General features: G+C 54.1%; 18 protein-coding genes. All 18 read right to left on the bottom strand.

The features are described 5' to 3' along the window. Positions 1–128: 128 nt before the first annotated feature. The 18 genes from NSQ46_RS19930 to NSQ46_RS20015 all read right to left on the bottom strand — a co-directional run bounded on the left by NSQ46_RS19930 (position 129) and on the right by NSQ46_RS20015 (position 22,232). Positions 129–1,193, bottom strand: a complete 1,065-nt coding sequence (locus NSQ46_RS19930) for a glycosyl hydrolase (protein WP_342574462.1) — start codon at positions 1,191–1,193, stop codon at positions 129–131. A gap of 295 nt (positions 1,194–1,488) precedes the next feature. Continuing rightward, a complete protein-coding gene (locus tag NSQ46_RS19935) occupies positions 1,489–3,246 on the bottom strand; it encodes a polysaccharide deacetylase (RefSeq protein ID WP_342574463.1) in 1,758 nt (585 codons plus the stop codon). Positions 3,247–3,283: 37 nt separating this feature from the next. After that, positions 3,284–5,152 carry a glycosyltransferase gene (locus tag NSQ46_RS19940; protein WP_342574464.1) on the bottom strand — a complete coding sequence of 623 codons (1,869 nt, stop codon included), beginning with the start codon at positions 5,150–5,152 and terminating at the stop codon, positions 3,284–3,286. Positions 5,153–5,171: 19 nt separating this feature from the next. Beyond that, positions 5,172–6,482, bottom strand: coding sequence for a nucleotide sugar dehydrogenase (locus NSQ46_RS19945; RefSeq protein WP_342574465.1), 1,311 nt, complete (start codon positions 6,480–6,482; stop codon positions 5,172–5,174). A 27-nt stretch (positions 6,483–6,509) separates the two neighbouring features. Beyond that, positions 6,510–7,958: a polysaccharide deacetylase family protein gene (locus tag NSQ46_RS19950; protein WP_342574466.1), complete on the bottom strand. Its 1,449-nt coding sequence runs from the start codon at positions 7,956–7,958 to the stop codon at positions 6,510–6,512. A gap of 644 nt (positions 7,959–8,602) precedes the next feature. Further along, positions 8,603–9,511: a hypothetical protein gene (locus NSQ46_RS19955; RefSeq protein ID WP_034275207.1), complete on the bottom strand. Its 909-nt coding sequence runs from the start codon at positions 9,509–9,511 to the stop codon at positions 8,603–8,605. Positions 9,512–9,530: 19 nt separating this feature from the next. Beyond that, complete coding sequence (locus NSQ46_RS19960; protein ID WP_341033898.1) at positions 9,531–10,892, bottom strand: nucleotide sugar dehydrogenase; 1,362 nt, start codon at positions 10,890–10,892, stop codon at positions 9,531–9,533. 200 nt (positions 10,893–11,092) lie between these two features. Beyond that, complete coding sequence (locus NSQ46_RS19965) at positions 11,093–11,887, bottom strand: response regulator transcription factor (protein ID WP_007133102.1); 795 nt, start codon at positions 11,885–11,887, stop codon at positions 11,093–11,095. A 53-nt stretch (positions 11,888–11,940) separates the two neighbouring features. Continuing rightward, positions 11,941–13,308 (bottom strand): glycosyltransferase, encoded by a 1,368-nt coding sequence (locus NSQ46_RS19970; RefSeq protein WP_028407311.1) that lies wholly within the window; start codon positions 13,306–13,308, stop codon positions 11,941–11,943. Positions 13,309–13,351: 43 nt separating this feature from the next. Next, positions 13,352–14,545 (bottom strand): HEAT repeat domain-containing protein, encoded by a 1,194-nt coding sequence (locus NSQ46_RS19975; RefSeq protein ID WP_342574468.1) that lies wholly within the window; start codon positions 14,543–14,545, stop codon positions 13,352–13,354. A gap of 48 nt (positions 14,546–14,593) precedes the next feature. Further along, positions 14,594–16,828 (bottom strand): hypothetical protein, encoded by a 2,235-nt coding sequence (locus NSQ46_RS19980; RefSeq protein WP_341033899.1) that lies wholly within the window; start codon positions 16,826–16,828, stop codon positions 14,594–14,596. Between the two features lie 781 nt (positions 16,829–17,609). Then, positions 17,610–17,891, bottom strand: coding sequence for an HPP family protein (locus tag NSQ46_RS19985; protein WP_342574470.1), 282 nt, complete (start codon positions 17,889–17,891; stop codon positions 17,610–17,612). 91 nt (positions 17,892–17,982) lie between these two features. After that, positions 17,983–19,002: an ion channel gene (locus NSQ46_RS19990; protein WP_342574471.1), complete on the bottom strand. Its 1,020-nt coding sequence runs from the start codon at positions 19,000–19,002 to the stop codon at positions 17,983–17,985. A 38-nt stretch (positions 19,003–19,040) separates the two neighbouring features. Further along, entirely contained in the window at positions 19,041–19,433 is a 393-nt protein-coding gene (locus NSQ46_RS19995) for a DUF350 domain-containing protein (RefSeq protein WP_007133107.1), read from the bottom strand. Beyond that, a complete protein-coding gene (locus tag NSQ46_RS20000) occupies positions 19,430–20,107 on the bottom strand; it encodes a hypothetical protein (protein ID WP_007133108.1) in 678 nt (225 codons plus the stop codon). Before NSQ46_RS20000 ends, NSQ46_RS19995 begins: the two co-directional genes overlap by 4 nt. Beyond that, on the bottom strand, positions 20,108–21,307 hold the full coding sequence (locus tag NSQ46_RS20005; RefSeq protein ID WP_341033901.1) for a glutathionylspermidine synthase family protein: 1,200 nt from the start codon (positions 21,305–21,307) through the stop codon (positions 20,108–20,110). Continuing rightward, positions 21,304–21,990 (bottom strand): hypothetical protein, encoded by a 687-nt coding sequence (locus NSQ46_RS20010; RefSeq protein ID WP_028407318.1) that lies wholly within the window; start codon positions 21,988–21,990, stop codon positions 21,304–21,306. The genes NSQ46_RS20005 and NSQ46_RS20010 overlap by 4 nt, the downstream gene beginning before the upstream one ends. A gap of 26 nt (positions 21,991–22,016) precedes the next feature. Further along, on the bottom strand, positions 22,017–22,232 hold the full coding sequence (locus NSQ46_RS20015; RefSeq protein WP_028407319.1) for a hypothetical protein: 216 nt from the start codon (positions 22,230–22,232) through the stop codon (positions 22,017–22,019). Positions 22,233–22,264 lie beyond the last annotated feature (32 nt).

A 22,264-nucleotide genomic window follows, 5' to 3' on the forward strand; every position in this document is an offset into this window, starting at 1 on the left:
TGCCATCTTGGCTCCCACAAGTCCCTAAAAAGGACTTGTTCTGACGTTTACCTGCCACTTTAGCTCCACAAGTCCCCCAAAGGGACTTGCTCGGGCTTTTACCTGCTACTTTGGCTCCTTCAAGCTGATCAACTGCCCGCCTCCTCCCTCAACCGCTTCAGCGTATCGGGCTCGAGCTCGCCCAGACGCCATATAGCGATGTCCGAAATGCCGGCGCTCATCGCCGTTGCCATCCAGCCTGCAAGCGTGGTCCCGTCCGCATACCACACGGTATGACGGACACCTGCATCGTCCGTATACTCGAAGTGCAAAGCGCCGCTATCGGCATCCCTCTGCGGAGCGGCGGAGCTTGAGGCCGCCAGCTCGGCTGCCCGTTTCTCGGTCAGCGAAACGACCTTACCGCCATCCGGCCAATCGAATCCTCCCACCGACAGCGCCAAGGAGGTGTTTCCGGGAAACCGGCGCAGCTTGTCGGCTAAATTCCGGATCATCCGGTGGTCGGCCTTCGGTCCCGGCCCGCTGTGGCCGCCGTACAGATTATAGGCCATCATGACATAAGATGGCCCCTCCGGAAAATCCAATCCTTCCGTCTTCATGCCGGGCTCGATCACGATGCGAAGGCTCAATCCCTCTGCCTGAAGGCGCTCGTACAGCTCGCCATAGAACAAAGTCAGCTCGCCAAGATCACGCTTATGAACCTTCTCGTAGTCGATCTCTACCCCGCCGAATCCGGATTTCTTCGCCGTCTCGACGATCTGATTGATATGCGCCTCCCGTGCCGTGTCCGTAGCTACGAGCCTTGACACCAGGTCCGGGTCCTTCTGAACCGCCGTTCCATCCTCGCCAAACCGATCATTGACGATGGTCAGCAGCATGCGCTCCACGCCGGCTGCTGTCGCAGCCTCTCGGACTTCAGGCAGCGCCTCTCCGTACTGTTCCGTAAAATGAAGCTCATCCCGGTGATTAAAATAAGCCGCGAACATGCTAAGCTCCTTGACGCTCCCGCCAAGCTGCTCCAGATCTAGCACCCCGGGCTTCCACTGCCAATCCGCAATCCACGCGGACAGGCGAATCCCGGACGACGGCTGTGGCGGCGGTTCATCCGCTCCGCTTCTCCATTCGCGCCACAGAAAAAACGCAGCAGCGAGAACAGTGACGGCCGCCGCCCAGATCCATTTTTTGTTGAGGCTCATAAGTACCGCCACCTTCTGATCATGTTCCATCCATCTGGAGCTCATCTAGGATGTTCTGGGTCATCTAAACTCACCTGAGTGCCTTAACAGACCGGGTCTTACTCAAGAACGGTCTCACACACGATGTCTCGTCCATCTGGATCTCTCATCTAGAGTGTCTCGTCCATCTATGATCTTACCAAGGATGTCCCGACCACCTGGTCTCTCCATCTAGAGTGTGTCGACCGCCTAAACTTCACCTGGGTGTCGCTACCTCCTGGATCTCACTTAAGAAGATTTCAACGGCTCGATCCATTTAGAAAGTTTCGATTGCCCAATTCACAGCCGTATCGAATGTCCGGCGAACGCGCCAAACGACGCCTTCCAAGCCTGAAGGCTTGTTCGTATACCGTACGTCCTTGCCGCCATCCGCGTCCATGGCAGTTACCGTTACGTTCTCGAAGATCCCGTCATAAATGTCATCCTTTTTGTTCTGCTCATGATACATCGATCCCAGAGCCACACCGCCTCCACGGATTGCGCTGTCCACCGTCTGATTGTCAAGGATAACCTGGCCGTCAATACTAACCTTTAGCGTATCGCCCAGTGCCGTCATCTCCAGCTTCCTGTTGCCGAGAATATTGATCGGATATTCTTCATCATCGTCCCGATCCCCTGATAAAGTCTGCTCCTTCGTGTATACGGATGCTTTATCGAACCTTAAGTCCTCTTCGCCCCATTTCACGTCTGGCAGCGTCTGCTCGAACAGCTCTTCCGGCTCTTGGCCGGGTGCTTTTTGTTCTACCCGAAGCACATTATTTTCCAGAACAAGCCGCAGGAACGAATCTTCCTGCTCGTCCAAACGAACATAGATCGATTGCCGCCCGACCACGTTGCCGAGCAGGTTGGCCGTTACGGTCGTATCAGCGCCGGGATCCTGGCTAAGCCGAATGCGTCCCTCCGCGGATGGAGGAGAGGTTACGGTGATGCGGCTGCCGTCAAATTCGGCCGCTCCGCTCTCCAATGCCCAGCGGGCTGCCTCTTTTTCGTCGCCTGTCACGAACGTCATATCCTGCCCCGAATCCTTGCTCAGCTTCATGATCAGATGGTTGGTGGACCAGTAAGGCGCCGGCTGGACACGCGTCAAGTTGTACAGATCGCCCTGCTTGTCGTTCATAGCCGTCCCCTCGCGCCTGAAATTCATGGTGAACGTTTGCCGGATCTGCTCTGTATTCGCCTTGTCCACCAGCGCATTCATCCCTTCTCCAAGGGCATTCGCATGCATGATCATATAGACGCCCGGCACGTAACCGAGCTTGCTGCTGTACACGTCGCGCATCGCCGCATAATCGGCGCCGATCCGCGCTTCCATCTCCGAGCGGTTCTCGAGCGGAATCATATTCTCGTCGCGGATAAAATCCATCAAATAATGGTTGTAATACTCAACGTTCGATTTGTCGGTCAAAGCCTTTTCGTCCTTGACGCCCATGTAGCGGCCGTCCTCATCGAAAATATTAATATAGCTCAGGCGGTAACCGTTCGTCCCAAGCTCCCAATAGCCGGTCCGGGTCATTTTCAGCATGTCCTTCGGCTGCAGGAATTTTCGTTCGCTGTTGCCCATTTTGTCCGCATAAGACAAGAAGGTTGCTTTGAAATTGTATTTCTCCAAAATCGGCTGCGCGAACAACGCGGAATCGTTCCGTCCGTCTTCAAACGACAGGAACAGTGCTTTATCCGGCAGCGGCGCGCCTTTCTCGTAATAATCGATCACGTCTTGCTGCGAGATCGTCTCGTAGCCTTGATCGTGCAGCGCCTTGAGCTGGGCGTCCAGCTGGTCTTGCGACACCAGCTTGGACGTTCCGCTGCGGCCGACTCCGAAGTAGGACAAGGCGATGAAGCCTTTGTCCTGGCGCCATTTTGACTTATCCGGCTCCTGGTAGGTTTGAAGGTCGAAGACCGCGTTGACCAAAACGACGGCCGCCACCGCCAGGAGTATGATTTGGCCGATGACCTTTATGACTTTCCTGCGATTTTTCCTCTTAACGTTGAGGGCAGGGTTACGCTTCTTACTCATTTTTGCGCCATCCTCATTTCAACATCGGCAGCTGCCTTTACTGCGGCAGCCCGAATTTTTTGCCTTTGCGCCTGCGCGCTTCCTTCTTCAGCTTCGCCTCGACGTCCTGCGGCGTTTCCCGCGTGCCCCAGGTCGATTTCCAGAACGTGAACCAGGCGACCGGCATTTGCCATAACAGCACGAACTCATAGAACAAGCAGAACACGAAGCCGAACACCCACAGCCTGCTCTTCCGGAGCAGCAGATGCGCAAGGCTCATGAGCAGGGCCATCATCAGGAGTCCCATCAGGAAGGTCCCCGGGAAAATCCCGTGAACGATCGGAACATACATCAGGTTATAAACAACGACGACCGGCGCGGCGATCGGCACGATCAAGCCGATATAAAAGAACAGGGCCATAAACGGCTCTTTGCGCCAAATGAATCCTCCGGCCCGCAGCGATTCCCGCAGCCAGGAGCGCTTCCAGCGCATTTGCTGCTTCAGGAACACCTTTGTCCGGGAAGGCACGATCGTCGAGCAAATCGCCGAATCCTGATAGGTCGTACGATGCGTCTTCAAAATGAAGTTCGTCATGCTCCGGTCATCCCCGAACGTAGCCGGACGCCCCAGAAACTTCTGGTTAAGCCACGCGTCCGCATGCTGGAGGATCAGCTCTTTCCGGTAACAGGACAGCGGTCCGGACAGGCAGGTTACGCTGTCAAACCACGACTCCGCTGCCTTCATGATCCGAAACGCGATATAATAGCGAACCGTTTGCAGCTTGGTAATGGCATTCGTATACTTGTTCTCGACGTCGGTCCGGCCGGCAACGCCGCCCATCTTCGGATCCTGAAACGGCTGCACGAGATGGCGAATCGCCGACGGGTCAAGGAAACTGTCCGAATCGACGAACACGACCAGATCATGCTTGGCCATCTCCACGCCCTTCACCAGCGCGACCCGCTTGCCGGCATTTTCAGGCAGAACCGTGTACGTGAGCCTGTCCCGGGTCGAGTACCGCTCCGCTTCGTTATGGATGAGCTGAATCATCTCCTCGATTTGCTCCACAGACTGGTCCGTCGACCGGTCGTCAACGACAATGACCTCCAGCTTATCGACCGGATAATCCTGATTCATGCAGCTGAGGATCGTACGCTTGATCCATTCCGCCTCGTTAAAGCATGGGATGATGATCGACACGCCCGGCGTATATTCCGGATTGATCGGCACATCCCGGTAAAGCGCGCCGAACAGATACCGGGTCAGAAGAAACAGCGCGGCGATCAAGCTGTACAAATACAGGACCATATTATATTTGAAATAGATGATGCTCTCCGCCCGCATGAGCATGATGAAGAGCACGGCTCCCAGCAGCAGCGCGCTGGCTGAGTATACGGAGTAGCCCCAGCGCTTGCGCTTCATGTATTCCGTCAGCGGCTTATCGAATTCGATAGCCAGCATGTGGACTTGGCCCCCGCCAGTCGTGTCTACGAAGGTACGGACGACGGTAGCGTCGATATGGACGCCCGATTCAAACCCTTCGGGCATGGCGCCGGGTGGAATTCGGAATTTCGCCCGCACTTTGTCCCCGACTTTAACGGCAGGATTAGCTGCAGGCAGCTTCAACAGCATGCCTGTGGCCGATATGTCTGAAGAGGTCCCTTGAATGGCTGCTTTTCGCCCCTGTCCGCCAGGAAAAATCCGCACATCGAACTCGGCGACATAGCGCAGGCTGAGGGTTCGCAGCTGGTACAGGTAATCCGGATCGGCTCCCTCGTTCCCGTTCTTCATCGCATGCTTGCCTCTTCGGTCGGCGGTTATCCGGATCTGTTCAGGATCGGGCACGTAGGACAGGGTACGGCGGTCGGCTCGGGGTTCCGTCAGAACCTCCTTGATCCTCTTGTCTTTTTTTCTAAATTTCAACATTGAGCTCTCCCATCCATCGTCACAGGCTCCAGTAATGGAAGCCGTTATTCTCGAATAAACTTCTCGGATAAATGCCCTTTACATCAATCATGATGTTTGCTTGGCCGGAGCCGAACATCCCGGTGTACTCCGTAATTCCAAGCTGCTTGAACTCGCTGTGCGCAACCGCCACGATCGCAACCTGAATATCCTGCAGCTCTTCCAAGGCGGTCAGCTCGATCCCGTATTCCTTATAGGCCTGCTTGCCATCGGCGCAAGGGTCGACCACCAGCGGCTGCACGCCGTAGTCCTGCAGCTCCCGGATAATATCGATCACCTTGGAGTTGCGGATATCGCGGCAATCCTCTTTAAAGGTAAGCCCCAGCACAGCCACCTTGGCGTGGCTAATGTCCAGCCCTTTCTGAACGGCCAGCTTGATAACCTGCTGCGCGATGTATTTGCCCATGCCGTCGTTAATATGCCTTCCGGCCAAAATAATCTTTGAATGATACCCGGTATCCTCTGCTTTGTAAGTCAGGTAGTACGGATCGATTCCGATACAGTGTCCGCCGACCAGCCCGGGCCGGAACGGCAGGAAATTCCACTTTGTCCCGGCTGCCCGCAGTACGGCGTTCGTATCGATATCCATCTCGTTGAACAGCATCGACAGCTCGTTCATGAAGGCGATGTTGATGTCCCGCTGGGCATTCTCGATCACCTTGGCCGCCTCAGCGACTTTGATGCTCTCGGCCCGGTGCACGCCTGCCTCGATAATCAGCTCGTAGAGCCGGGCTACCGTCTCCAGCGCTTCCGGGTCGCTGCCCGACACGATCTTTACGATATTCTCCAGCCGATGCACCCGATCCCCCGGATTGATGCGCTCCGGAGAGTAGCCGACCTTGAAATCCGTTCCGAAGGCAAGCCCCGACTCCTCTTCCAGGATCGGGATGCACACGTCCTCGGTGACCCCCGGATAGACGGTCGATTCATACACAACGATCGATCCCGGTGCCAGCACGCGGCCGATCAAACGGCTCGCATCGCGCACGAATTTCAGATCGGGCACGTTCCCGCTCTTGACCGGTGTCGGGACCGCCACGATGAAACAGCGGGCCTCCTTCAGTTTATCCGGATCGGCTGTAAACTCCGCCGTGGATCCAGCCAGCTCAAGCTCCAGTTCCCCGGTCGCGTCGATGCCGTTTCGGTACTGCATGACCTTCTCCGAATTCAGGTCGAAGCCGATAACGTCGACCTTCTTGGCAAAGGCCACGGCCAGCGGCAGCCCGACGTATCCGAGCCCCACCACCGCCAATTTATCAACACGGTCCGCAATCTTCTGATAAATTTCCATTATACTCCATCCCCATTTTGCAAATTGTTATTCCTGGATCATGTCCGCCATCTTCACGAACGTATAGCCCTTCTCCTTGAGCCCTTCGAGCACCCTTGGCAGTGCTTCGATCGTATGGATGTCATCGAGCATATGGAGCAGGATGACGCTTCCCGGCTCCGTTTTCGTCATGACTCCGTGGACGATGTCGTCCGCGCTGTTGCTCACGTCCCAATCCAGCGTCGTGACATCGTACATGGCGATGACCGGGTATCCGGTTGCCGCCAGCGCCTTGGCGCGGATATCGTCAACGACGCCCGTCGGCGGCCGGAACAGCATGACAGGCTGCTCCTGAATGGCTTCCGTGATGACTTGGTGAGCTTTGACGACATCCTCTTGCAGTTCCTCTGGAGTAAGGGTAGTTACAACAGGATGGCTGTAGGAATGGTTGGCTACATCATGTCCGCCCTCCACCATGGCCCGGGCCAGGTTCGGGTTGGACTCGACGCCCTTGGCCCGGAGGAAGAAGGTTGCCTTGACATCATGCTCCTCCAGGATGTCCAGAATCTTGGTCACCGTTTTGTCGCTGCCAAAGTCGTCAAACGTCAGCGCCACCTCTTTGCGATTCGTATCAGCTTTGTAGACCAGCTCGTACTTCGAATTTTTATAATCAGGATTGATCTTGGCCGCGTCGTAGCCCGAAATTTGCTCCAGTGGCTTCCGCACGCCGCCGTTGTTCACCAGCTCGTCCAGTGTTACAAGCGAATACCCGATGTCGCCGGCAGCCTCGGCAATATACTTCACGGAACCGACCACTTCCGGATTGATGTCCGTGTTCAGCGAAATAATTCCGCCCCTGGACATATACCTTGCGATATACTCGCCAAGCTCTTTAGCACTTTGCATGTTGCGATCCTTCGGATTAATGTTGTAGCTTACGACGGCCTTCATCCCCAGATGCGCGGCCGCCAGCGGGACATCCTCAGGGTAGTCGCCGGAACGGGTGCGAATATACTTCGGCTGAACGCCCGTTTCGCGCTGGATCACATCATTCGCCAGATGAATCTCCTTATACACCCTGTCATAATCGAGCTTGCTCATATCGAGCGCGTTGAGCGTATTGTTCTCGATCTCATGTCCTCTGGCCAAAATCTCCTTCGCGATATCAGGCTCCTCCGCGACTCTCATCCCGGGAAGAAAAAAGGTCGCCTTGATATTGTATGTGTCGAGCTCGTTCAGCAGTGCCTGCATCGTCTGTTTGTCCCCCATGCCGTTAAAGGTCAAGGACAGCTCTTTTCGCGCCGTATACACGAAATCGATCTCCCGGCTTTTCTCGCCGGTGAACCGTTCGACCTTGGCTGCAGGCTCCACCGGGCCGGGCTCCTCCTTGGTTGCAGCAGATCCTCCGAAGAGGCTGCACGCAGGCAGCAGCGACAGAACGACGACGATCAGGATACTGCGTAACACGGCCCGTGATTTTGTAGATATTCCATTCATATTTATACTCCTTCTATTCATTGCGGGACCTTAGTCTCCCTTCTAATTTCCTAATTAGAATATAGATTATTTTTTCTAATTGCGACAGCTTTTCTCATTTTTTTCATCAATTACTTTCATTTTCAAAGAAACTCGACATGAAAATCCCGCTTCACCTGTTCTTTTGCGAGCGATAGTTGATCGATCCAGCCGCATGCCATTGATCAGTATATAGAGGCACTCTAAATAAAATCTGAATAAGTCGGAATATGCAGAAGGACGCCATAGGTCGAAGGAAAGCCGCTATCGGCCCGTAATCCGCGTCTCCACCCACTTTATCCGTTCAAAAAAATTTTTTCCGAAAAATTTTGGCAGCGACTCAAATCCCCCAGGATTTTTTTCGTAGCGCATCGATTTTGACGGCATCCGCAGCTGGTTATAGAGAACAAATAATATAGAAACAAAAAAATTAGAAACAAAAAAATTAGAAACAAAAAAACACCTTCGCCCGTCTATGAAGACGTCGAAGGTGTTTTTGCGAAACACGAAGTCTCAATCATTAACATACCGCTTCCGGTTCATTGATGCAAATCTTTTATCGTCGAGAATCAAAGCCTATTATTCACGGATCGGAGCAAGGGATGAATGTCCGGATAGTTGCCTCTCTACTGCTCATCCTCAGCCATCGCCATGTTCTTGTGCACCCAAGCCTGATAATGATGGACCGCGATGCCGGCAAATGACGGATGCTCGCTTCCGAGCGAGGCGGCCCGTTTCGCTTCGTCCTCCATTTCTCCCCGGCTCTTGGCATAGAAGGTGAGATGCTCTCCTTCATCCGTATTGGCAAGCTCCATCCCGATCCAAACCGATTTGCCAAGCTCATCCGCCTGCTCCAGCTCCTCCTTGGACAGCTCGTACATCTGCTCGCCGCTGTCACGGTAAGCCATGATTGCGATCGAATCCGTACGCTCGATCATCCAGCGGCTGAAAGAGCCCGCTTGATTGCCTTCCGGCCCCGGTACGGAATCCAGCCAGAAAGGAACCGCCGCGCTAAGGGGAAGGGCGATGCGCTCGGCCTCCTGCACCCAGGCTTCCAGGTTGGCGCTCCACTCCTTCACCACCTGCGCCTGCTCGCGATCCCAACGCTTCAGCACGTAAGGCTCCACATCCAGCTGCACACCCTGAAACCGCTCCTCCGGCGAGGCTGCTTGGTTGTAGGCCTCAAGCCAAGACAACAGCTTAAGCCCTTCTTCGCGGCCGTTTTCGTAAGCCCACTCCGGGTGGCCGTCCAGCGCGTGAACCTGGATGCCCTGACGCGATGCCGCCGATATAAAGCGGCGATACTCCTCCTCCTGCACATCCTGCTGGATCTGCAGGAAGATCGTCGTTATTCCGTGATTCACGCTGAACGCGACAATTTCCTCCGTCTCGTTCCGAATCAGACTTGCATCCCACAGCCAGGTCGCCTTGTTCTGATTCACCTTCTCGGAATGGGGAAGAAAGAGGATCAGCAGCAAAAGACCGATGAGGACCGCAAGGATGCCGTACTTTGCTTTTGCGTGGTTCAACCTCATTCCTCTCCTTTCGATGTCTTTAGATCAGAACCGCTTCGTCCGGCTCGGTCACATGCTGGACGGAATGGCCGATTTTATAGATATGCGGACGCGCGTAATCCTTAAACGCATTTCGCGTATCCAGAATCGGAACACCAAGGGATGCAATGGTGCCGTAGTCCAGCTTACTGTGATTCGTGATCAGCACGATGCAATCGTAGCTGCGGAATCTGGCCAGATCGTATTCCACGCTGCGGACCGTCACCCCGTTCTTGTCGACAAAGCTGCTGGCGTACGGATCGTAGTACTCCACCTTGGCCCCGTTTTCCTTGAACAGCTCATATACCTCAAGCCCCGGTGACTCCCGCAGGTCGCTGATATCCGGTTTATAGGCCATGCCCAGCAGCAAAATGTTGGAGCGCTTGACCGATTTCGCATATTCGTTCAGTATCGTTGCCGTCTTGTTGATGACGTAGTAAGGCATATTGTCGTTGGTCGATTGGGCCAGCTCGATGAATTTGCTGTAGAAGCGGAAGCCCTTCGCCTTCCAGGACAGATACATCGGATCTAGCGGAATGCAGTGTCCGCCGATGCCCGGTCCCGGGTAGAACGGCATGAATCCGAACGGCTTCGTAGCGGCGGCATTGATGACTTCCCAGACATCGATCCCCATCCGGTCGCACATCATCGCCATCTCATTCACGAAGGCAATGTTCACGCTGCGGAACGTATTCTCCAGCAGCTTCGACATTTCGGCTACTTTCGGGTTGCTGACCGGAACCACCGTCTCGACATACTGACGGTAAAGCGCAACGCCCAGCTCAAGGCAAGCTTCGGTCGTGCCGCCGATCACCTTCGGGGTATTCCGCGTATTGAACTTGCTGTTGGAGGGATCCACCCGCTCCGGCGAGAAGCACAGGTAAAAGTCCTTGCCGACCTTGAACCCGAGCTTCTCGATCTCATGCTGGATCAGCTCCTCCGTCGTTCCCGGATAGGTTGTGCTCTCCAGCGTAATGAGCAGATTAGGTTTCATGAATCGCTTGATTTGATCGACCACCATCGTAATATAAGACGTATCCGGGTCCTGGTTTTCGCTGAGCGGAGTCGGTACGCAGATGCTGACTGCGTCGATCACCGCGATCATGCTGTAGTCGGTCGTCGGCTTGAAGCGTCCGGTCTCCATGCATGCGGCTAGCTCCTCTGACGAAATGTCGGTAATATACGAATCGCCGCGGTAAATCCGGTCAATCTTGTTCGGATCAAGATCGATCCCGACAACCGTGAAACCCTGCTTGACCATTTCTACAGCCAGCGGCAGTCCCACATAGCCCAGTCCCACAACACCTAATACCGCCTTTTTATTCTCAATGGCGTTCAATAAAGTTTCGTATTCTTCGTTCACAAGCATTCAACCTCCATCGGATGTATAGTCTGTTCGGTCTGCCTGAAATCCTTCATTTAGAAGGATCTCAAAAAAATACAGTAGGTCTCTCTTTCTTATGGGAGGCACGGCAATGATGCAGCTTGCAGCCTAAAAAGCTCGATTTCCCGCTCCCATGAACATTTCGCCTGCGGTGAGTGAACCGTTGAAGTCCACCCGCTTTAGTGAAGGCAGCGCCGGATGCGGGCATCCAGCTCCACCGGCGAGAATGGCTTCGTCACATAATCATCCACCCCGCTCTGGAAGCATTGACTAATCGTTTGCTCGACGCGCTTCTCCGTCAGCACAACGATTTTTGGCGGATGTTTCATATCAAGCTGCTGGATATGATGAATGAACGGAAGGCCGTCAATCCCATACAGGTTCAGCTCGGTCAGCACCAGATCCGGCTCCCATTTCGGGATGAGCTCCAACGCTTCCAGACCGTCCACGGCCTCCAGCGTTTCATAACCCTGCATCGTAAGCCGAATTTGGAGAAATTCCCTAACCGCTTTGTCCTGATCCACGATCAGGATGCGGCTTTGAGCGCCGCCTGTATCCTCTTCCGTGAATATATGAATGTCGGAGGATATGCTGAGACGCGCGGTCTCAGCCATCTGCTTCATCGTCTGCATCGACGGCGCCTCCTGTATGGCCGCCAGCGTAATCCGCGGATCCGCCTGCTGAAGCCGGCTTTGCAAGTGCTGCTTCAGCAGCAGCGCCTGATAGTGGGCCGCATCGAGCGTGAATCCCGGCATAACGACGGCAAGCACGCCCGTGCTCTCGTCCCGAAGCACCTCCGTTTCCACGCCCGGCAGCTGATCCACGAATTGCTGAACGCAGGACTCCGTTCCGGGCTGGCCTTCGCAGTACAGAAACAGCAAGGCTGCGCCGCTTTGGTGTTCTCTCACTTCCTCCTCCAGACGGCCGTAAAAATCAACCGCCTGTCCACGTTGCAATGTTACGGATTGAGACATAACTGCTAGTCCCACCTCTCTTTATTTTTTGACTGTGAACTTTGGGCCTGATGTCATGCCGCTTCCTTCTTATCTTTCCAGCTCTGCCGCGTCATGGTCCCCCATGAATTGTTGTTTTGCAGGTATTGGATATGGCCCTGTACTCTCCACAGCACACCCAGTTGATGATAACCGACGAATTTCAGCGCCGAGAACAGAAGCATTTTCACCAGGTCGGACAGCTTCGTGTAGCGGCGGAAGGCGATTTCCTCAAGCAGGAGTGCGCCGATGCTGAGCAGATAACCACTCAGGAAATTCACCAATCCGAATACCAGCAGCACGTGCCAATTAGTCATATCCAGCATGACATATCCAAGCAGAGCCAGAAGGCCCGTAATTCTGAAGTAAGGGTTTAACGCTTCAAAAATAACGTTGTAGGGCATCGTCAGGAGCCCCATGACTTTGTACTTCGGATTGAATACCATATCGCGGTTCTCAATCATGTTCTTCAGGTTACCGCGTCCCCAGCGCTTGCGCTGGTTGGACAGAATGTTGTACGTGTCCGGCGCCTGCGTCCAGCACACCGCTTCCGGACAAAAAGCGACGCGGTATCGGATTTTATTCTCAAGCATATAGCGGTGCAGCTTGATGATGATGTTCATATCCTCGCCGGGATAGCCGCCCCGGTAGCCGCCTACAGCGATTACGTAGTCTTTGCGGAACATGCCGAAGGCGCCGGAGACGATAATCAGGCCATTGATCTGACTCCAACCGATCCGTCCGCCCAGGAAGGCTTTCATATATTCGATCGATTGGAACATCGGCCACATTTTGCGCGGCAGGGATACGTTCTTGACCGCTCCGTTCTCGATCACGCAGCCGTTCGCGATCCGAACGTCGCCGCCGATGGCCACCGTCTCCTCCGGATTCTCCATGTACATCCGAGCCATTCGGATCAATGCATCCTTCTCCAGCAGGGAATCCGCATCAATCGAGGAAATGAGCGGGTAACGCGAAAGATTAATGCCCGCATTCAAGGAATCGGCCTTGCCGCCGTTCTCCTTGTCGATGACGTACAGATGCGGATACTGCGGGTTGTAATAGACCCCTCGCACTGGTTTGGTCTCGAGCCTTCCGCGAACTTCCGGATTAGGCAGCAGCGTCAGCTCGTATTCCTTAATCAGCACATCGAGCGTCCGGTCCGAGGAGCCGTCGTTGATCACGATTACCTCATAGGTCGGATAATTGAGCGTCATGAGACATCGGACGTTCTCCGTGATGGTCAACTCCTCGTTATATGCAGGAACCAGCAGCGAGACCGACGGGACGAGCTCCGACCCCGAGAGCGTATTATATTTGGAATAGGACGCCCGTCTGTAAATATCCCAGATGTTTCTGAAAGAAAGCATAATTATTACAAAATATAGCGCGCTGACGGCCATGACGTAGTAAATCGCCACCGTGCCGTAAGTGAGCAGGATATCCCTAAGCAGTGTAATCCCCTCCTACTCCTGCAACTGTTCCGATCCGTTTACTTGGTTGAATGCCGAAGTAACGGTCATAAACAAGCTTTTTCTTATTGAATGCCACCATTTGCTCGACCTCTTCATGGTCGCCTTCCTTCGCCATGATCCGTTCAATCCGGTACAGCGCCGTCTCTCTCGCAGGACCTGTGCCCGTAAGAGCGGCCTGGCACAGCGTTTCGAAGCCCTGCTCGCCCAGCATCGCCAAGCTTTCCGCACTATTGTTGCGGACATGCCAGTTCTCGTCCTTCAGCGCCTCAGCCAGTAGCGGAATGCTTCCGGCCGCATGAAGCCTTCCGAGCGCTTTGGCTGCCGCTGCCCGGACCTCCCAGGCATGATCGCGCATGAGCGCAGCGATCGTATCGTCTTTAAGCGCCGGATTGGAGCCCAGATACAGCTTTACCGCCTCGGCCCGCACATCCTTCTCCTCAGAGCCGACCAGCCGGTTCAATGTAGGAACGGCTGCCGGAACAGCCTGTCCCCACATCGCAACGAGCGCCACCTTGACGAGTCCCGGGTCCTGATCATCCAGCAGCTTGCGCATCAAGCTTGGAGCGTCCAGCCGAGTCTCAAGCAAAATGTCGGCGGCCATATGATGAATGGCCTTGCCGTACGACAGCAACCGCGACAGCATTTCACGGATTTGCCGCTGCTCATTCGCGCTCTTGGCAATCGCTCTGGCCAAGATGATGGTCTGCGGTCCGTAACGGGACCGGTTCATCAGCTGCTGAAGCTGCGGTACCGCCTCTTCGGCACGCATGCCCCCGAGCCGGTACGCCGCTTCAATGCGGCGTCCTTTGCGCGGGCTGGACAACGCCCGCAGATCCTCTTCCACGAAGCCCGCTTCCCTGCACAGGTGAAGGAGCTTCTCCCTCGCTTCTCCCTTGAACTGCTCGATCCATTCGATGAATTTCGCCTGGATGACCCTGCGCTCGGCACGGGTCAGCTTCCCTGGCGGCAGCTCAAGCTTGATATCATCATGCAGATGGGCCTGAACATAAACAAAGTAATCGTGATGCTTGGCAGCATAATGCTCCATTTCCCGCTGCTCGGCATTATGCTTGATCTTCATGTAGAACAGCACAATGATTCCGGCTGCAATCAGGCCAAGGCAAACATAGATAAATCCGTAGGCCAAGGCTAAATTTGAAAACATAATCGAGTGCCTCCTCTTTGTATTTAGCATCTGGCCGCCCTCGAGAACTTAAGGCAGACGAGTGAATATTTCCTGCATATCGTAATAGCTTTGCTTCAAGCGCTCACTGTACACAGGCGTTTCCCACAGCTCCCAGGTGTACGGCTGAATCTTCCCGAGATCGATCTCCCGGGTGTCCGCCGCAGGGTCTGCCGACCCGTCAAGCTCCGACCGCTTCGCGATCCATGGAGCAAGTTTTATTCCTTCGGTTGTCACGGTCGAAAACTCCCGTTTATTTTTGAGCGGACTGTAATCGACCACCTGAAGAGAGCTAGGGTCTCCGAAGCCCAGCAGCATCCAAGGAATGCGCATCTCCACGAATCGGTCCTTGGACTGCCAAGCAGTCAGAGAGTTGAAATCCGGGGACTCCGGATCACTGCTGCCCCGCTTGAGCATGCCCACCGTCTCGTCAATGAACGGGTGTGCAAACCGTGTGTCCGGCGGGTTCATCATCAGACTGATCGCCAGCTTCCAGGCATGGAACGTGCCGCCTGGGACGATCGGATCATCCTTGCTCCCGGCTTTCGGTTTCTCCGGCAGCATCCAATATCCGTCCTTGCCGTACAAACGGCTGTGGAAATCATAGGACGGCGCGATGCTTACCTGGGATTCGTCATCCTGACCAAGCTGGATGAGCGTCTCCAGTTCGCCCCCTGTAAGCGATCTTCCAGCAAGCTCCTTCTTGGGAATATCCCCGCCGGGAATCGTATCCGCTCCGATGAACAGCTTGGAATCTTCCGGATCGAAGGCTTCCTCAAGCTCCATCCCGATATACAGGTATGCTTCATCATGCGTAAGCTTCATTCCCTTAACGCCCGGGGCCGTCCCTTCCCACTGTTTGACCTCTCCCTCAGGAAGCTTATCCCAATCGGCCAAATCGCCGTCAATGGAAATCTGCCCTTCTTTTCCCGGCTGCATGGCGAGAACGCCGAACATCTTCTCGTTCGTCAGCACATTCAACCAGAATGCCCGCCGGTCTGCCGGTATTTCAAAAGGCATCGTATTCCATGTTTTCTTAAACCATTCGTCCTGCCACATGAACAATATCGCCCCGGAATAGCCTTCATCGAATATCTCCTGGGTCAGTGAGGCATTAATTTCGCCCTGCTCGGCTTCATCATGCCCCCCTTGATCCCGACCGCCGGGGCCGTGGTGCGAGACGCCGATCGATGATGGCACGCCGTACTCGGTAACCATGATCGGCATATCGTCATATTCCGCTTTCAGCTTGCGGAGGTAGGCTTTGTAGGTGTTATAACCTCCATTCCCGTCCGGAATCGTCTGCAAGGTTTTGTCGGTACGGAAGAAATCCGGATAGTAAGGATACACGTGATAGGCCGCAAAGTATCCGGCACTCCAGTTAACCGGTTCAATATGCCGGGCATCGACGGACACCAGATCCTCTTCAAACAGCGGCTCACCCGGATGTTCCAGCACATCGGTCGTGACCCAATTCGTAAAGGTCATCGGATGCTGCCAGCCGTACTTTTGCTCTTGCTGAGCCGTATAATCCAGCAATGAGGCCAGCCAGTTCTCGAAGGGACTCGCATCCTTTGTGCCGGAGAAGAATGCCCCGTCGTATCTTGGAGCATCCTTATGTACCCTGTTCGTGTTGTCGACCATGGACGGATCCCATTCGGTTCCCAAATGCCAGGCCATCAAATATTTGCCCGCATTCGTCTTATACTCGCCGCTTGACTGTCCATGCTTCGGCTCTACGGTAATATCGCCGTATACAGCCGCAACCGCCTTGGAAATCTCGGCTTTAAACGTCTGCACAATCTCTTCGTCGTATGCATCCCGACGCTCGATCAGCTGCTCTTCCGGAGACCATATCCCCTGCATGAAATAGAGGGGATCCTCACCCTTGTCCCGGTTGTACTTCACCAGGGCCGAGTAGAAGACCGGATTGTGTACGGTGTAGACCCTAATGACGTTTGCTCCCATATCATCAATCTGTTTGAACCAACGTAAGTAGTCTTCTTCGGTTGCCGGCAACGCACCCGGAAAATGTCCCGGAACGGTCGCGCCGAGATTGACGCCCTTGGCGAATATCTCACGCCAGCTCTCATCTTCCCCGTACACAAGGAAAGAAGTGCCTTCCGTTTTGAATTTCATCTTCACACCGTCCGCTCCCGCATACGTCGTTATGACCGGACGGAAGTTTCCGAGTATTACAGCGGCACCGCTCAGAAGCACTATAGTGCACAGTGCTGCGGCAACCCACCATTTTCGTCTGCTCATCGTCTTCTTCGTTCACCTGCCCTTTCAATCCATAATGATTGCGTACCGGCTTGTTCGTGAAGACGGAGCTGCTACTCGTCATTCTACGGCCGATACACGCCCGATACCATATTTCTTCTTTACTAACTTTTCCTATTGGAATAGTAGTCATAAAGAAGTAAAACCTTCAATCATTCGTGGTTCTCCCCGAAGCATGCTTTGCTCTTCTCTCAGCCGTGCTGTTTGACAAGATTGCATCCGAATGTTAGCTCGCTGCGTGTCTAAAAAATTGGACGCTGTTTAACCCGAAGAATCCCTATACAGCAGTACATGAGATGAGTTCAGCGTAATCACGAAGGTTTTCTGAAAATTTTCGTGAATCGTTAATATAAACGCAGAAAAATTGCTAAAGTTCCGGTCGTTTTTACATCTTTATCCATAGTTATTACAAAATTGATACCTTAGTCTTATAAAAAAACGGCTGAGAACCGCATTCCATCAAGGTTTGTAAATATTATCCATATCTACAAAATAAGAATAGAGTCCCGTACCGGGTTGGTTTTTATTCTATAGTTTTACAACTCAGGTTCAAGTGGTAATCCTATCCTAATTTTCCGGGATGCTGTTTCGAAATCCGCTTTTTATGGTATATGTATTAGTTACAAATTCTTAATTATCGCCGCCGCAACAAAGAAAGGATCCATTCCCGGTCGCCGCATGTCCATGGAACTGATCCTCCAATATAAAGATATATATTGCCTGTGCATCCATTAATTTAACAAAGCAAAAAAAGGATGTACCCTCAAAAAGCTGGATATCTCCGCTGCTTTACCGCATGATTGGCCAGAAGGGCAACCGGCACAATGATGATTGCTCCGGCCAGCACCGAGGTCAGCAGAAACGACCAGCCGCTTCCGGCCTTCATGACGACCAGCGGGGCAACGCTTGCCGGAGGATGGGCCGTACGGTCGGGATCGGGGCGGCGGCCTATGAAGCAGAGGCCCTCTCTCCTATAAAGCTTAAGCGATTTCCTATGAAGCAGGAGAGAAGCAGTGAGCATCTGCTCATGGACCTTTCGGGCCAATGACGTCCTTTTCATCCCGAAAATGGACCTAAAAAAAGCCCCCGCCGGCAAGATTGTCATCTTGAGCGCGAGGGCTTACGAGCCTTTACCTTTATTCTTTATCTGCGATTCTCCGATATGTCGCCTCATCCGAAACGATATAGAGCCGTGCATCCCCGGGAATCGGCTGTCCCAGCTTGCGGTTGATTCCCAGATCGCTCCGGTCGGCGATCAGCGTTGCGCCTTGACGGAGCAAATCCTGGAAAGCATCGCCATAGGTCTTCCAGACGCTGCTCACCGGAATCTCGTAAATGTCATCGCCAAACGAGCGGCTCAGCAGCTGCATCAGTACATCCGAGTTGCCTTCCTGCAGCGCGGCGCGGACCGCTAACCGGGAAACGGCATCGTGCGACAGCACAAATTCATTCACATCAATATGACGAAAATTCTGAACATTCTGCTCCTGCACGATCTCAACCGTCGTATGCACTTTGGGCGCAAGCCGCTCGATGCTCGAGGCGATGAGAAGCGACTTCCCATCGATCAGCGAAGCCTCGTCAATCCGCGAATCGGCAAAGATGATCGCCGCTTTCGCCTCATGGATATTGGCTCTGGATAACGTATCATCTGCAGCCGGGTCCCCGCTAACAAAATGCACCTGCTCGAGATGCTCAACCGGATGACGTCCGGATTCGTCGATAACGACGATGCCCGGTGCCGAATCATAGGACAATATTTCATCGATGGCGGACTGTGCCTTTTTGCTCCAATTGATAATGATGACATGATCTTTGCCGCGATAATTCAATCTGCCCGCTCCTCTCTGTCGCTGCACGCTGCCGAAAGCTTCTACGATCTTCCCGATCACCAGGCTGAGGATCCCGATGCCGAAAATATACAAAAATATCGTCAGCACCTTACCCGGTACGGTGACGGCATAATAATCGCCATAACCTACCGTTGCCATCGTGGTCAGCACCCAGTACAGCGCGTTGAACCACGTTTTATAGGTATCCGGCTCCAGCAAATAGGCGGCGGTTGCGCTCAATGCGACAAACAGCACCACGATGCAGGTGATGGTGGTTTTGCGCAGACGCATCATTTTTAAAGACCATTTTAGGATAAAATGCACCCACTACTGCTCCTCTCCCGCATTTGCTGCACGAAGCTTTAGATGATCAGGCTGCTTACAGCAAAAGCCGTGCCGATAAACACCATCGCAAGCAAAATGCCGATGGCCATATTCCCCTTCTGCAAATGCTCGGAAATATTCAGGCCCGGCGTTACGAGCTCAAACACCCAATAGACGACGATCAGGCACACATACCCGACGGCAAACCACAGCATCATGTGCCAGATCGATGAATTCGTATAGGCGGAGACGCCCAAGATGATCGCCGTTCCCATAAACTTGCCGCCGAAGGCCAGCCCTACGGCCGCGTTCCCCTTCTTCAGCTCTTCCATGTCGTTAAACCGGGTCATCCAGCTGAATACTAGCATCCCCAGCAATTGAAGCAAAATCATGCACACCACGCTAACTGCGATATTGATAACAACCGTCACTCCGCCCACCCCCGAAATTTTGCATAGGCCAAGTCGTAATCGGCGAAGTCATGTACTTCCTCCAATACAACATCAACCGTCTTCTCTTTTTCCATTGCTGTATAACGCTTCTCGTCGATCGGCTGCTTGATCCGGTTCCCCGTCGGCAGCTCGATTACGGCAAAGCGTCTTGTTTCGTTTTTATGCGTCGTTGCGTACACGCCTACCAGCTCCACATCCGTTTTGACGATGACTTTGAGGTTGGTCAGATCTGCCTGGGCCGATTTCTCATCCTTGTAGGATTTGATCGTCTGCCAAGAGGATAAGCGGATATTATTCCGCTGGTTCTCGTCGGTCGTCAGCTCGGCGTCCATAAACTGCAGCGTCCAGATCTTGTCCCCGGTCGCATAGTTGCCGTCGTTGGGCAGCAGCTCATTATCCGGCAGCACGGTCATATCCCCGCCGATCAGATCACCCACGGTGCCCTCGACAATCCGGTAATCCCAAGGCACTCTTGCCGTAGAAATGGATTCCTCCCCCGAGCTCCCGGTATGAAACACCGTCTGGCTGCTGGAGCACGCGCTCAGCACGAATAAAAGCATCAGGCTTGCCGCCAGCCATCCGTATGCGGCAAGCGAGAATCTGCGTTTCCTGCGAGGCGCAGCTTGGTGCTCCTTTCCTTCATTCCATTCCATTTACTTCACTCCTATTGCGATAAAATGGCTCGTATTTCCCGTAATCAGACCGCCCGCCCGTCCCAGCAGCCCGCAAGGCGTGCCATTCAGGATGAACAAGCCTGTTAATAGATGAAACTCGCCCTCCGCTGTGCGGATTCGGGCCAGCTCGGCTCGCTGCTGATAGACCGTCGGGAACATTACACTGGTGTCGTAACCGTCCTGATCCTCTACCTCCAGCTCCCCCGAGTTATCGTACAGCTTTACCGAGCCGCCTTCCCTGCCGAACATCGACTTGGAGACGAAATTGCCGGAGAATACCGGTTTGTTATAGGTCGGGAGCATGTATTTCTCAATGGCCTCCCGTTCCTCCGGACCGAACAGCAGTCCCAGCTCGAACATGCCCCAGATCGCGGCCATCAGACCTTTGGACTGCATCAGAATGCTGTGCGGCGGATTAAACAGCGCAAGGTTTCCGGTCTCAATCGCGTAGGCCAGTGCGTCACCGCCCTCATCGACGGACATCCACTCCTTTGGATACAATGCAAACATCCTGCGGATTTCCCGGTTGTCGCCGTCCCTCAAAACGCCTTCGTCCACCCACAGATCCAGGCAATCCACCAATCGGACGTCCAATCCGCTGTGCCGGACCAAAGCCTCAATCGTACCGGAATCCTCCAGGTGCTCGCCATAGCCGATGCAGGCTGCCGTATCCGGCCGCTCCACGCCCCAAGCCTCTGCAACCAGTCCAGCCATCCGGTCATTCACGGATCGGATGCCTGCTTGACGGCATAGCCAAGGGGTGGCAATGGAGGCCTCCACATAACCGGTAGGCGTGTCGGCATTCAGCTCGAGCAGCTTGATCGCACCGTCATGCGAAACCGCAAAATCGAATCGGGCATAGCGGCTGATCAGCCCTTCTTCCGGTATGGGGCATCGATCGAGCATTTCCCATAGAATTTCCGGGATGCCGATCAGATGGTAAATATGATGATTGCCGTGAATATAGCGAACGGTCTTGTCCACGATCCGCCACAGCATGGAGGCCGCAGCCTCGAGCTCATTGTAAACGTCTTCGTTCATCGTCACGATCTGGTCGATCCAGTACGGCTCCTCTTCCAGATCGGCCCACGTGAACCCGAGCTCGGCAAGCTGCTTCACTCGCTCGCTCCGGTTATGGGCCGGCTGTCCTGCGACTTCAAACACGCCCGAATCGGTCATCCGCCGAACCCGCCCGATCTTGAGCTGGATTTCGAGCTGGACGACGAGCTGAAGCCGCTGGACTTGCCTCCGATTCCTCCGGATTTGGAAGAGGTCGAGCGCCGAACGATCGTCCCGGAAGACGAGGTCGAGGTCTTAGGACGTACGTTGGAGTTGACCACCGGCTTGTTCTGAAAGGCGCCGCTTGTGTACGTGCGTGGCTTGTATGGCTTGCCGGTGTTGGCATAATAGCCTCGGTGATTATCGTACCAGCCTCTGGATGAGTAATAGGACCCGTTGTTAAACAGCATATGGTAGAGCAGCAGATCGTCCCAGCCGAAGCCGGCATTGTATCCGCTGTAGTTATTGATGACCGTCGTGCCGCCGGAGCCCGACCCCGTCGAGCCTTCCTCGGCTTTCTGGAAATCCTCCTCTTCCGGGAACGGGATGTTCCAGTCGGTATGCTTATCGAAATATTTCTTCACTTCCTCGGTCGACCATGAGACCAGCTTCGGCTCATCAGCCGAAGATACGGCTTCCGAGGCCAGTTCGTTCGGGTTGCCGGCTGCGGTGGCTCCGGATACCAGAAACGCATTGGCGAGCAGCGCGATGCCGAGCGAGCTCGACAGGACGCGAATCGGCTTGCCTTCCGGCGTCAGCCATTTGGATGCCGGCGATTCCTGTTTGTCTTTTTCATTACTCAACATGATTGCTCCTTTCGGACAAAGATTCACACATTCCGCATCGGAACGAGCAGCAGCTCCAATTTTCCGGAATCTACATTCAGCCTGCCTTCAATCGTCTCATATTCCTGGCCGCCCGCTACGATATAATTCACGTGTTCGAGCGCCGTCACCATGTTCATCGTCCATGTCCGCTCCTCAATCTGCCGGAGCTCTCCGTCCGGCTTCTTCTCGAACAGAATGACATTCATGCCGTTATCCAACATAATCTCCCTCCTTCAAAGCTTGGTGAATA

Origin of the sequence: Paenibacillus sp. FSL M8-0142, assembly GCF_038597315.1 — a bacterium.
GTDB classification, from domain to species: domain Bacteria; phylum Bacillota; class Bacilli; order Paenibacillales; family Paenibacillaceae; genus Paenibacillus_AQ; species Paenibacillus_AQ lactis.